The following is a 13,377-nucleotide window of genomic DNA, read 5'->3' as shown; positions in this document are numbered from 1 at the left end:
GCAACAGCTCTGACCCTATATCTCTAGTGGTGGCTCATTCCGGTCCCTACCTTTCTGATCATGAAGACCAGCCACCACGGCGGCGCAGATGTTGGGGACAGGGCGGCCCGACCGTCGACACGGGAGTGGATCTGCCGAAGCGGCGCCACTTGCCGCTCGACCTGCCACTCCCCGACGGCTCCCGCTGGCCGGCGCCTGACGCCGGGCCAGCGTGCAGCACGCGCGCTCGTGGTGCCGGTCAACTCGATGACGTCCTGCGACGCGTACGCAGATTCAGTGCGTGGCCGCCCGCTCGCAGGGGCATCGCAGTCTTTCCGCTGCGGTCAGGGAACTCACCGACCCCCGAAGTGAGCCAACCCTGATATCACCGCCAGCGGCACGGCAATAGCGCATCCGACCCTTGCACTGGTTTGCAGCACTGACCCCGCTGCAAATAGTTCAACCGAAATACTCGGGAGAGGCTTTCATGCTCCAGAACACCGACCGAACGACCATGGCCGGCGGCCTTCCCATGCCCGCACAAAACGCTGTTCACCGAAACCGCCGGACCAACGGGCCGCGTCCCTTCACCTGCATGGCGAGCCTCGATGCCGAGCTCAACATCGAAGCAGCGAATTCCGACTTCTTCCGTCATGTCGCGCGTCCCTCGCGGGAGGTCTGTGGGCAGAGCATCTACGACGTACTGCACCCGAGCGCCCGCGAGGTCCTGCCCAAGCATTTTAGCCACCTTTCGGACGGCCACGGCGGAACATTCGTGGAGAAGGTCGTCGCGAAACGCGGTCATGACCGGGTCTTCACGACCGAGATGACAGGCATCGCCATTCAGGGAGAGGGAGAGGCGTTCTCGGGTGTCGTCGTCCTGATGACCCCCGACGACGACTTGTCCGAGGCGGCCCCGGAAGCGAAGTCGAAGCCGCTCCTCACGCCTCTCGACGCCCGCATCCTGGAGGGGGTCGCCACCGGCGCATCGACCGTCCAGTTGGCCTCGCGCCTGTACCTGAGCCGGCAGGGCGTCGAGTACCACGTGGGCCTGATGCTGCGCCGGTTCAAGGCGCCCAACCGTGCCACGCTGGTCTCCCGCGCCTACGCGATGGGCGTCTTCACGGTTGGCAGTTGGCCGCCCCGGGTACTGCCCGACTTCGTGAAGTGACCGCCGAAGAGCGGGCCGCCCGATTTCCGCTCCCGGCGGGCCGCCGCCGCGGTGCCGGGCGGCCCGCTCAGCGGCGGTGGCCGCCGATCTCGCAGCTTCGTCAAGGGTTTTCGGATTTCCACCAGTTCCGCGCTCATCATGCATTCCTCCGTCTCTTCAGGACCGGCCAGTCCACCGCCGCCTGTGCCGATCCAGGATCCCGGGCATGCACGTCCCGTCGCTTCGGGCTGGTCGAACCTATTAAGGAGGAAGACCTGGGCAAGCGCAATAGTTGTTTCGTCCTCGGCGCGATATTTGGTCGTTTCCCAAAAGGCGGGGTGCGTCGCGACCTCGTGAAAAGCATTGGGCCAGGCAGATTCTAGGGTTCGCCTTAGTGCATGCGGCCTTGGCGTGAAGAGCCGGCGGCACGCGCGCCGCGATCGTCCAGGACGCGCAGCACGTCAGCGGCGCGTTCCTGGAGGGGGAAAGTGCCCGCCGGGCACGAAGCGGCGGTCCGGTGTGCCGGGTGCACACGGGACCGCTTCTTCGTGGTGCTCCCGGGTCAGAACTCGTCCAGTTCCAGGGGCGCGAGCTCGGCGAACACGTCCCCCGGCCCCGGGTTGACCGGATGGCAGCCGCCGCCGAGATGGCGTACGACGCCCCACACGGCGTTCAGCGCCGTGGTGACCGCGCCCTCCGCGAAGCCGCCGGTCCAGGAGATGTCGTCGCCGGCCAGGAAGAGCCCCCGCTGCTGCTCAGCCAGCTCACCCTGCATGAAGTGGGTGAACAGGCGGCGCTGGTAGCGGTAGTGGCCCGGCAGGTTGGCCTTGAAGGCTCCGGTGAACCAGGGTTCGTTCTCCCAACTGACGGCCACCGGCGGCGCGATGATGTGCGACCGGATGTCCACGCCCGGATAGATCTCGTCGAGCGAGCGCAGGACGACCTCCAACCGCTCCTCGGCGGACAGCGCGGCGACCCGCTGCGAGTCGTCGTTCCAGGTGTAGGACAGGCACATCACTCCGGGTCGGTCGGGCCCCCGGCCGAACAGGTACACCGAACGCGGCAGCCTGTCGGTGAGCGTCATGCCCATCACGTCCCGCCCGGTCGCGGCGTCGACGTCCAGCCAGAACGGCCGGTCGGTGAGCACGAACAGTTTGGAGGAACCCATGTAGTGGGTGCGCTCGATCGCCGACCGGACCGGCCCGGGCAGCAGCGCGTCGTCGCAGGCGACCCGGCTGTTCAACAGCCGGTGCTGTCCGGTGAAGACCACCGCACGGTAGCCGTGCGTCCGGCCGTCGGCGTCGGTGACCTCGATGCGTTCCCCCGCACGCCGCAGGGCGGTGACGGCGGGCCGCGGCCGGTCGTCGTGCAGCGTGGCCAGCGACGTACCGGCCGGCCAGTGCGCGAGGTCCTCGGGGGCGTGCCGCCACAGGCCCAGCGGTACCTGTTCGCAGCCTCCCTCGATGGTCTGCTGGTCGACGTCGGCCTCGGTGTAGACGACGCGGAGGATCTCCAGCATCGAGTTGGGGAAGTCGGTGTCCCAGCCGCCGGTGCCGAAGCCGACCTGTCCGAAGAGCTCACGGAGCCGGAAGGAGGCGAAGGCGGGCGCGGAACTGAGGAAGCCGTAGAAGGACTGGTCGTCAAGGAGCGGCACGAGGCGGTTCCATACCGCCTTGATCGTGGCCGTGTCCCGGGTACGGATCGCCTCCTGCATGACCCAGACGTCGGCGTGCTCGCGCAACGTCTTGTCCCAGGCGTCGGCGACCTCCCGGTAGACGGGCGGCAGATCGGCCTCGGTCCGGGCCCAGTGGCTGACGCCGCCGATGTCCAACACCGTCATGGGGGTGGAGGGGCTGAGCGGGTTGGCGAACGGCGTGGTGCGCAGGCCCAACATGCGGACGTAGTGGAACAGCGCGGCGGCCGAGGTCGGGAACCGCATGGCCCCCAGCTCGGCCACCTCGTCCGGAAACCCGTCGAAGCCGACGGAGCGCATCCGGCCGCCCAGGCGCTCCGCCTCGTGGAGGACCGGACGCAGTCCCATCCGCATCAGTTCGTACGCGGCGACCAACCCGGCCATCCCGCCGCCGACGATCGCGACCTCGGTTCCCAGAGCGTCGGCCGGGACGGCGCCCAGGCCCGCGGGGTGGCGCAGCCAATCGTCGTAGGAGAAGGGAAAGTCGGGTCCGAGCATGGTGATTCGAGAGCTCGACGGGCCATTCCCGTGGAGGTCAGTGAGGAGCATGTTGGACCTATCCCCTCGTCACGCCGGGACCCGCTTCGGGCCGACCGGCCCTTCGTCGTGGTATCAAACCCGGACCTCGCGCATCACACATGGCTTCTCCCTGTGGTGGGTGGGCGTCCATAGCCCAGCACGCCATGCAGGGCACGGACCAGCGAGGACAGAGAACTCTAGGGAATTGCCGGTCACGGCCGCCCGGCCCCGACCAGCCTGCGCCCCCGCCGTGGCCCATCTGTCCGCCCCGCACCCGCACAGGCCAGTGGCGCCCAGGTGCGGATCGCGTACGCGGAGCGCGGTGGCCCGAGGAGTTGAGTTGACCAGCGCCGAACGGCAGGACGTACGGCGGCTGTTCACTGAGGACCGCGAGCAGCAGACCACGTCGAGGTCCCGACAAGGGTGTGCCACGAACGCGGAAGGCTGCTTGCGGTAGTTGGGTGGCTGAACGCGCTGCTGCACGACGATGACACGGTGGGCGCTGCCCGGGGCAGCGCCCACCATCACCGCCTCGCCCGGCGGGCGCTCCTCTGCCGGACCCGCGGACGCATCGCCTTTCGGGCGTCGATGGCCACTACCTCGAAGTTGTCCACCGTACGGTTCACCCGGCCGAACAGGTTGTCCGGACCCGCGATGCAGACCCTGGTGATGCCTTGCTCCCGCATCGTCTCCACCATGTCCGGCCAGCGGATCGGGTGGTCGAAGGTGTCGAGCAGCATGGTGCGCACACCGTCCGCGCCGGTCAGCAGCTCGCCGTTCTGGTCGGCGACGACCGGCAGCTTGGGGTCGGTCACCTCGAAGGTGGCAAGGACCTCCTCCGCCTTGCGGCGCAGGGCGCCGAACGCCGGGGCGTGCACGGGCGGCCACATGGTGTACATGTTGTATCCCCCCAGCTCGCCGATCCGCTTCTTGAACCGGTCGAGCACGGGCTCGCGCAGGGACACGAGGTAGAAGCCCCGGTCGATGTAGCCGGAGACGTCGTGCCACTCCCCCTCGGCGTCCAGTTCGGCCAGCGCCTCCTGGAGCAGTTCCTCGGGGGTGTGGATCACGCAGTGCGTGACCGCCTCCTGGTGCTCCTGCCGGAAGTACTCCTCCTCGCAGCGCGCCAGCTCGGCGGTGAGTCGCACGGTCTCCTCGAACGGCAGGGACCCCGCGTAGGTCACCGCGGCCCGCTGGCCGAAGCTCGGTCCGGCGCACAGCTCGGGCCGCTCCCCCAGCGTCTCCTCCGCCCAGTCGGCGAGGGCGAGACAGATCGTCAGGAAGGCGATCTGGGTGTGCGCGGCGTACTGCGCCTCCTCCTCGGCGTCCGACTGGCGGTACCGGTCGAACACGGAGTACCCCACCACCTCGTCGGCGATCGCGAGCCGGCGCCGGGCATGGGGGTTGGTCAGCAGGAACTCGCCCACATCGGTGAAGCGGAAGGGCCCCATCCCGGGGAAGACCATCGCCGTACGGCTGGTCTCCTGAGCGGCGGTCCGCTCCTCGGCGGCCTGTGCCTCGGCGGCCTGCGGCTCAGTGATCTGCGGCTCGGTCATGCCTTCGCTCGCGGCGCTAGGTCGAGAGCCAACTGCTCAAGCTGTCGTTTGTCGGGCTTGCCGTTGCGGTTCAGGGGGAATCGCTCCAGGACGTGAATGCGGTTGGGGTGCTCGGCGTCGGGCAGCAGGGAGGTGATCGGCTCCCGCCAGAACCGCGGCTCGCGCTGCTGCTCGTCCTCCACGAAGAAGAAGAGCTGGCAGCCGCGCTGTTCGTCGGGGACCGGGATGATCTTGACGAGGCAGCCCGCCGCGGCCAGCTTGTGCTCGATGATCTCGGGGTAGAGCGTGTGGCCGTTGCGGTGCGCCGCGGACTTCCGGCCGAGGACGATGAGGTTCTCCCCGCCGTCCAGATAGCCGAAGTCGCCGGTGGGGTACCAGTCGGTCTTGGCGGGGTCGACGGGGGCGAGCGTGCCGTCCTCCGCCAGGTAGCCCTCCATCAGGTCGGGCGAGTGGACCTGGATCTCCCCGACCTCGCCGGTGGTGAGGACGGCGCCCTCGTCGTCGACGATCCGCAGCTTCAGGCCCTCGACGGCCCGCCCGCAGGCGACCGCGTTGTCCTCGGTCGCGAAGGCCACGTTCCCGGCCTCGGTGCTGCCGTAGCTGTCCAGCAGGGGCAGCCCGAACCGATCGACGTAGTCGGCGACCAGGCCGGGTTCCAGCGGGGCCGCCCCGCTACAGAACATCCGGACGCCGGACAGTTCGTCCGCCAGGGCGGGCTTGCGGCCGATCATGTTGAGCATGCTGCGGTAGCTGGCGGGGGTGGCGTCGACCACCGTGGCCTTGCAGATGCCCGCCATGGTCATCGCCCGGTCCAGCCGCCGGTAGGGCGCGATGACCAGCGAGCACTTGACCAGCCAGGCGATGAGCACCATGGACAGCCCGTACTGGTGGGAGAAGGGCAGCAGCGGCAGCAGGACGTCATCGGGGCGATGGCCCACCTGCTGGGCGTTGCGCTCCAGGTTCTTCAGGAACTTCGCGCCGGTCTTGACGACGCCCTTGGGCTCCCCGGTGGAGCCGGAGGACCACATGATCAGCCCGTCGGGCAGCTCGCACCAGGTGTCGACGGACAGCCGCGGCTCGGCGGGGGTGTAGTCCATGGACGCCGCGAGCAGCTCGTAGACGGTGACCTGGGCCGGGCTGTTCGCGGGCATCGGCGTGTCGTCGTCGACCACGCAGACCTTGATCCCGGCCAGGTCGCAGATGCGCTGGGTGGCGTCCGGCCGTTCCTGGTGGTCGACCATGACGATCGACGCGCCGGTGTGCATCAGAGCGAGGAGGACCCCGACGAAGCCGGCGGAGTTGCCGGCCTTCAGCATGACCCGGGTGCCGTTACCGACCCCGCGCTCGCGCAGTGCTTCGGCGATGGTCAGGGCCCGCTGCTCGAACTCGGGAAGCGAATGCACCGCTTCCGTCGCAAAGACCTTTGCGGTCATCGGGTTTCACTGAGCCTTTCTTCTTGCAGTCTCTTGGGGTGGGCCCCACGACGGCGACCCTTCGCGAGCCGTGGGCCGGTACCGCGGGTCCCCCCGGAGGTCTCCGGGGGGACCCGCGGCTCGTCAGGTGTCGAGGTCGCCGAGCATCATGTCGATCAGGTCGTCGTCGTCCATCGCGTCGATGGAGTCCGTCTCCTGCTCTTCGGTGTCCTTCTCGGTCGGCTCCTTGCCGCTCGCCAGCTCGGTGAGCGTGTCGAGCAGACCCGCGCGGCGCAGCCGCTCCAGCGGGATCGACGTCAGAAGGGCGCGGATCTTGGCCTCTTCCGGGTCGACGTCCGGCTCGGCCGGGCCGTCCGTCGCCACCCGGCCGCGCAGGTACTCGGCGAGCGCCGCGGGCGTGGGGTTGTCGAAGATCAGCGTGGAGGGGAGGCGGAGCCCGGTGGCCGAGTTCAGCCGGTTGCGGAACTCCACGCCCGCCAGCGAGTCGAAGCCGAGGTTCTGGAAGGAACGGTCGGGCTCGATCGACTGGGCACCGCTGTGCCCCAGCACCATCGCCGCGCTGCCGCGGACCAGGTCGAGCAGCGCCCGCTCAAGTTCGGCTCCGGCCAGACCGGCCAGCCGTACCTTGGCCGACTCGGGGGCGGTCGCCTTCCCGCCGGCCGCCGCCTTGCTCCGGACCCGGACCACACCGCGCAGCAGAGCGGGGATGTCGGTCTGACCGCCGCTGAGCGCTGAGGTCTCCAGCCGCATCGGTACGAGCAGGGCGTCCTCGCTCCCGGCGCCGGCGTCCAGCAGACGCAGACCGCCCGCCATGGACAGGGGCGCCATGCCCTCGCGCGCCATGCGCACCATGTCCGCCTGGCTGAGGGTGCCGGTCATGCCACCGGCCTGCTCCCACGGGCCCCAGGCCAGTGAGACCGCCGGGAGGCCGAGGGCGCGCCGATGTGCGGCGAGCGCGTCCAGGAACGAGTTGGCGGCGGCGTAGTTGCCCTGCCCCGGGCTGCCGAACACGCCGGCGACGGAGGAGAACATCACGAACTCCGCCAGGTCCGTCTCCCGGGTCAGCTCGTGCAGGTTCCACGCCGCGTCGACCTTCGGCTCGAAGACCGCGTCGATCCGCTTCGGAGACAGGGTGTCGATGACGCCGTCGTCGAGTACGCCCGCCGCGTGCACGACCGCGGTCAGCGGGTGGTCGGCGGGTATGTCGGACAGCACCCGCTCCAGCGAGGCACGGTCGGCCACGTCACAGGCCGCCAGTGTCACCGACGCGCCCGCCTCGGTCAGTTCGGCCGCGAGGTCGGCGGCGCCCTCCGCGTCCGGCCCGCGCCGGGAGACCAGCACCAGGTTGCGCACGCCGCGCTCGGCCACCAGGTGGCGCGCCACCTCGCGGCCCAGGCCGCCGGTGCCGCCGGTCACCAGTGCCGTGCCCTCGGGGTCGAGGGTCCGGGGCATGGTGAACACGTTCTTGCCGATGTGCCGGGCCTGGCTGATGTACCGCACCGCGTCCGGGGCCCGCCGCACGTCCCACGCCGTCACCGGAAGCGGGCTCAGCACACCGCGGTTGAAGAGCTCGACCAGTTCGACCAGCATCCGCTGGATCCGGTCGAAGTCGGTGATGACCAGGTCGTACGCCTGGTACTCCACCCCGGGGTGGTCCGCGGCGACGACCTCGGGGTCGCGCACGTCGATCTTGCCCATCTCCAGGAACCGGCCGCCCCTGGGCAGCAGCCGCAGTGAGGCGTCGACGAACTCGCGGGCGAGCGCGTCCAGCACCATGTCCACGCCCCGGCCGCCGGTCGCCTCCATGAAGCGCGGCTCGAAGTCCAGGTCGCGGGAGGAGGAGATGTGCTTCTCGTCGAATCCCATCGCCCGCAGGGTGTCCCACTTGCCGGGGCTGGCCGTGGCGTAGACCTCGGCCCCGAGGTGGCGTGCGAGTTGCACGGCCGCCATGCCCACACCACCGGTGGCGGCGTGCACGAGGATGGACTCGCCCGCCCGCAGTTTGCCGAGTTCGACCAGACCGAGGTAGGCCGTCAGGAAGACCACCGGCACCGAGGCGCCCTGGGCGAACGTCCAGCCCTGCGGCAGGGGGACGATCTGTCGCCGCTCCGCGACCGCGATGGGCCCGAACGATGCGTTGATCATGCCCATGACCCGGTCGCCGGGTGCCAGGTCGGTCACGCCCGGGCCGACCTCCAGGACCACACCGGCGCCCTCGCCGCCCATGGTGGCGTGATCGTCGGGGTACATGCCGATGGCGATCAGCGCGTCACGGAAGTTCAGACCTGCGGCACGCACCGCGATCCGGACGTGTCCGGGGGCCAGCGGCGCCTCCGCCTCGGGGTCGGGCAGCAGCGAGAGGCTGTCCAGGGTGCCGCCGCCCGTGGTGCCGAGCTTCCACGCCGAGGTGCCGGCGGGGGCTTCGAGCACCCGCCCGGAGGCGTCCCTCGCGAGCCTGGGGACCAGCCCCTGGCCGACACGGACCGCCACCTCGCGCTCGCCCGCCGCGATAGCGGTCGTCACCACACCGGCAGCCGCGCTGGCCGACTCGGCGTGGCGGTCGAGGTCCACCAGCAGCAGCCGGCCCGGGTTCTCCGTGGCCGCCGAGCGCATCAGCCCCCACACGGCGGCGTCGGACAGTCCGGCGACGGACTCGCCCGGCCCCGCGGCGACCGCGTCGCGGGTCACCAAGACCAGCCGGGAACCGTCGAACCGGTCCTCGGCGAGCCAGGACTGCACCAGGGTCAGCGCCCGGTGGGTTGCCTTCCGGGCGGCGTCAGCGAGATCGTCGACGTCCGGGTCCGCACCGCACCAGGCCCAGACCACGTCGGGCGCCTCGGCGCCCTCGTCGAGGGCGGAGACGAGCGCGTCCACTCCGGTGTACTCGGCGTGCTCGACACCGGAGGCGGTGAGCAGTTCGGCCACCCGCGCCCGGTCGGCGCCGACCACGGCCGTGGACACCTCGCCCGCGCTCTGGTCGCCGCCGCGGGCGGTGGCGAGCACATCCCAGTTGGCCCGGAAGAGCGTTCCGTCGCCGCCGGTGGAGCGCGGCCCGGACGCGAACCGCTCGGCCGCCACCTCCCGTACCACCAGCGACTCCACCGAGGCGACGGGCGCACCCGTGGCGTCGGTGACCAGCAGGGCGACCGTGTCCTTGCCCTGCGGGCGCAGCCGCACCCGCACCCGTCCGGCGCCCACCGCGTGCAGGGTCACCCCGGTGAAGGAGAACGGCAGGGTCACGCGTCCGCTCTCGCCGCCGAAGTCGCCCATCTCCATGGCGTGCAGGGCGGCGTCGAGCAGGGCGGGGTGCAGGCCGAACCGTCCGGCTTCCTGGGCGGCCGAGTCCGGCAGCGCCACCTCGGCGTAGACGTCGCCGTCCAGCCGCCAGACCGCCTCCAGGCCCTGGAAGACCGGCCCGTATCCGTAACCGATCTGGGCCAGGCCCGCGTAGAAGCCCTCCATCGGCACCTGCTCGGCGCCCGGGACGGGCCACTGCAACAGGCTGTCGGTGTCCGCTGCGCCGCTGTCCGCCTCAAGGACGCCCTGGGCATGCCGCACCCACTCCTCCCCCGGCTCGTCGCTGTCGGAGCGCGAGTACACGCCCAGCGGCCGGATGCCGGACTCGTCGACGGGGCCGACCACGAGCTGGACGCGGACACCGCCCTGCTCCGGCAGGAGGAGCGGGGTTTCGAGGGTGAGTTCGCCGAGCCGTCCCGCCCCGGTTTCGACGCCGGCGAGCAGGCCGAGCTCCACGAATCCGGTGCCGGGGAAGAGCACTCCGCCGGCCACGGCGTGGTCGGCGAGCCACGGGTGGGTCTGTAGCGACAGGCGTCCGGTCAGCACCGTACGGTCGCCCTCGGCGAGTTCGGTGAGGCCGCCGAGCAGCGGGTGGTCCACCCGGCCGAGGCCGACGCTCCGGGCGTCGCCGGCCACGGCGCCGCCCGACTCAAGCCAGTACCGCTTGTGCTGGAAGGCGTAGGTCGGCAGGGCGACGCGGCGTGCGCCGCGCCCGGAGTACACGGCGTCCCAGTCCACGCCGACGCCGTTCGCGTACAGGGTGGCGACCGCCTCCGCCAGCGTCTGGGCCTCGGCGCGCCCGGAGCGGGCCAGCGGTACGAAGGCCACGTCGGCGTCGACGGCGTCCAGGCAGTCCTGGCCCATCGCGGTCAGCACGGCGTCGGGGCCGAGTTCCACGCACGTGGTCACACCCAGGTCGGCGAGGCGGCGCATACCGTCGTCGAAGCGGACCGCTTCCCGCACGTGGCGGACCCAGTACTCCGGGGTGGCCAGTTCGGCGCCCGCGACATCGCCGGTGACGTTGGAGATGACCGGGATGGCCGGGGCCGCGTACGGCAGGCAGGCGGCGATCTGGCCGAACTCCGCCAGCATGGCGTCCATCCGGGGGGAGTGGAACGCGTGGCTGACCCGCAGCCGCTTGGTCTTGCGGCCCTGGGCCTCCCAGTGGCCGGCGACTTCGAGGACCGCGTCCTCGTCGCCGGAGAGCACCACCGAGGTGGGGCCGTTGAGCGCCGCCAGCGACACCTGGTCCGCGCGGCCCTCCAGGCTCTGGGCCACCTCCTGCTCCGACGCCTGGACGGCCACCATGGCGCCGCCCTCCGGCAGTTCCTGCATCAGCCGTCCGCGGGCCGCCACCAGGGCGCACGCGTCCTCCAGGGTCAGCACCCCGGCGACGTGGGCCGCGGCGATCTCGCCCACCGAGTGCCCCATCAGGAAGTCGGGGCGCACGCCCCAGGACTCCAGCAGGCGGAACAGGGCCACCTCGAAGGCGAACAGTCCGGCCTGGGTGAACATCGTCTGGTTGAGCTCGTCAGCGGTCGCGGCGTCGTCGTCCTCGGGGCCGAAGACCACGTCGAGCACGGAGGCCCCGAGGCGCACCTCCAGGTAGTCGCACGCCTCGTCGAACACGTCGGCGAAGAGCGGGTAGGTGTCGTAGAGTTCACGGCCCATGCCCAGCCGCTGGGCACCCTGGCCGGTGAACAGGAACGCCACCCGCTGCGCCGTGGACCTGCCCTGCGCCAGGCCCGGCGCGTCGGTCCCCTCGGCGAGCGCCGCGAGGCCGCGCAGCAGCCCCTCACGGTCGTCCGCCACCACCACGCCGCGGTGTTCGAGCGCGGCTCGTGTCACGGCGGACGACCATCCGACGTCGACCGGCTGCGCGTCGGGGTGGCGCACCACGTGCTCGCGCAGTCGCGCGGCCTGCGCCCGCAGCGCCTCCTCGCTCCTGGCGGACACCAGCCAGGACACGGGCTGGGCGGCCGTGTCCGCGTCAGCGTCGGCGTCGGCCTCCGTAGTGGGAGCCGGCTCCTGGGGCGGGGCCTGTTCGATGATGGCGTGCGCGTTGGTGCCGCTCATGCCGAACGAGGAGATACCGGCCCGGAACGGCCGCCCGGTCTCCGGCCAGGCGCGCTGCTCGGCTAGGAGCGCCACACCGCCCGACGCCCAGTCCACGTGCGGGGTCGGCACCTCCACGTGCAGCGTCTTGGGCAGGATGCCGTGGTGCATGGCCATCACCATCTTGATGACGGCGCCCACACCGGCAGCCGCCTGGGTGTGGCCGATGTTCGACTTGAGGGAGCCCAGCCACACCGGCTGCCCCTCCGGGCGGCTCTCGCCGTAGGTGGCGATCAGCGCCTGCGCCTCGATGGGGTCGCCGAGCGAGGTCCCGGTGCCGTGCGCCTCGATCACGTCGACCTGGTCCGCTGTCAGCTCGGCGTTGGCCAGCGCCTGCCGGATGACGCGCTGCTGGGAGCGCCCGTTGGGGGCCGTCAGACCGTTGCTGGCGCCGTCCTGGTTGACGGCGGAGCCGCGCACGATGGCCAGCACCTCGTGGCCGTTGCGCCGGGCGTCGGAGAGCCGCTCCACCAGGAGGACGCCGACGCCCTCGGCCCATGACGTGCCGTCGGCCTCGGCGCCGAACGCCTTGCAGCGCCCGTTGGAGGAGAGCCCGCGCTGGCGGCTGAAGAGGATGAAGTCACCCGGGGTCGGCATGGTGGCGACGCCGGTGGCGAGCGCCAGATCGCACTCTCCCTGGCGCAGCGAGTGCGCCGCCTGGTGCAGGGAGACCAGCGACGACGAACACGCCGTGTCCACCGTCAGCGCCGGGCCCTCGAAGCCGAAGGCGTAGGAGATGCGCCCGGAGGCGACGCTGCCCGCGATGCCGGTCAGCGCGTAGCCCTCAAGGCCGTTCTTGGTGCTCTGGAGGTGGGGCCCGTAGTCGTGGTGCTCAGCGCCGGTGAAGACCGCGGTGCGGCTCCCCCGCAGCTCGGTCACATCGATTCCGGCCCGCTCGAAGACCTCCCAGCTCGTCTCAAGGAGCAGCCGCTGCTGCGGGTCCATGGCGAGCGCCTCGCGCGGCGATATGCCGAAGAACTCCGCGTCGAACCCGGCCACGTCGTGGATGAACCCGCCCTCGGTCGCGTAGCTGGTGCCGGGGCGGTCCGGGTCCGGGCTGTAGAGCGCCTCCAGGTCCCAGCCACGGTCGGTGGGGAACGGCGTGATGGCGTCCACGCCCTCGGAAACGACCTTCCACAGGTCCTCGGGGCTGTTGATGCCGCCGGGGAAACGGCAGCTCATCCCGACGATCGCGATGGGGTCGTCCGAGCCCACGACGGCACGCGCGGGAGCGGTGTCGTCCGTGGCCACGGGGAAGATCTTCCGGTGGAGGTGGTCCACGAGCTGGCTGGGCGTCGGGTACTCGAAGGCGAGTGACACCTCAAGGCTGAGCCCGGTGGCGGCGACCAGTCCTCGGTGCAGGTTGACCGCCGCGAGCGAGTCCAGTCCCAGGTCGAGGAACGAGCTCTCCGCGTCGAGCGCGCGCGGTGAATCGGACCGCAGCGCCGCGGCGACGTGTGCGCGTACCAGGTCGAACAGAACCCTGCGCTGTTCAAAGTCCGGCAGCTCGTGGAAGTCCGGACCGAGTGAGGGCGGTTCAGGGCTCTCGTCACGGCCAGGTCCAGCCTGCGCGATGGAATCTCCCGAGTCACTGGACCCGTTCAACATGGTGCTCACCTAACTCCTGCCTTGGGT

The 13,377-nt window shown here is 71.0% G+C and carries 5 protein-coding genes; 1 reads left to right on the top strand and 4 read right to left on the bottom strand.

The genetic code is table 11. The annotated features are described in order from the left end of the window. The first annotated feature begins 466 nt into the window (after window positions 1-466). Entirely contained in the window at window positions 467-1,150 is a 684-nt protein-coding gene (locus ACMA1D_RS05210; RefSeq protein WP_414722669.1) for a helix-turn-helix transcriptional regulator, read from the top strand. Between the two features lie 541 nt (window positions 1,151-1,691). On the opposite strand, the gene ACMA1D_RS05205 is transcribed toward ACMA1D_RS05210, so the two are convergent. The 4 genes from ACMA1D_RS05205 to ACMA1D_RS05190 form a co-directional block, all read right to left on the bottom strand. Further along, the gene (locus ACMA1D_RS05205; protein ID WP_414722668.1) at window positions 1,692-3,320 is read right to left on the bottom strand and encodes a flavin monoamine oxidase family protein; all 1,629 of its coding nucleotides are present in this window, start codon (window positions 3,318-3,320) and stop codon (window positions 1,692-1,694) included. A 545-nt stretch (window positions 3,321-3,865) separates the two neighbouring features. Next, the gene (locus tag ACMA1D_RS05200) at window positions 3,866-4,897 is read right to left on the bottom strand and encodes an ACP S-malonyltransferase (RefSeq protein WP_414722667.1); all 1,032 of its coding nucleotides are present in this window, start codon (window positions 4,895-4,897) and stop codon (window positions 3,866-3,868) included. Beyond that, window positions 4,894-6,330 carry a class I adenylate-forming enzyme family protein gene (locus ACMA1D_RS05195; protein WP_414722666.1) on the bottom strand — a complete coding sequence of 479 codons (1,437 nt, stop codon included), beginning with the start codon at window positions 6,328-6,330 and terminating at the stop codon, window positions 4,894-4,896. Before ACMA1D_RS05195 ends, ACMA1D_RS05200 begins: the two co-directional genes overlap by 4 nt. A 123-nt stretch (window positions 6,331-6,453) precedes the next feature. Continuing rightward, the gene (locus ACMA1D_RS05190) at window positions 6,454-13,359 is read right to left on the bottom strand and encodes an SDR family NAD(P)-dependent oxidoreductase (RefSeq protein ID WP_414722665.1); all 6,906 of its coding nucleotides are present in this window, start codon (window positions 13,357-13,359) and stop codon (window positions 6,454-6,456) included. Window positions 13,360-13,377 lie beyond the last annotated feature (18 nt).

Origin of the sequence: Streptomyces sp. 796.1 (assembly GCF_047525675.1) — a bacterium.
Classification (GTDB): Bacteria; Actinomycetota; Actinomycetes; order Streptomycetales; family Streptomycetaceae; genus Streptomyces.
Note: the sequence above shows the minus strand (reverse complement) of the source record. Positions and strands in the feature narration are given on the sequence as shown.

What these genes read in the sequence shown, in the direction of transcription:
- ACMA1D_RS05210 (WP_414722669.1), top strand. Translation starts at nt 467, where the DNA reads ATGCTCCAGAACACCGACCGAACGACCATGGCCGGCGGCCTTCCCATG.
- ACMA1D_RS05205 (WP_414722668.1), bottom strand. Translation starts at nt 3,320, where the DNA reads ATGCTCGGACCCGACTTTCCCTTCTCCTACGACGATTGGCTGCGCCAC.
- ACMA1D_RS05200 (WP_414722667.1), bottom strand. Translation starts at nt 4,897, where the DNA reads ATGACCGAGCCGCAGATCACTGAGCCGCAGGCCGCCGAGGCACAGGCC.
- ACMA1D_RS05195 (WP_414722666.1), bottom strand. Translation starts at nt 6,330, where the DNA reads ATGACCGCAAAGGTCTTTGCGACGGAAGCGGTGCATTCGCTTCCCGAG.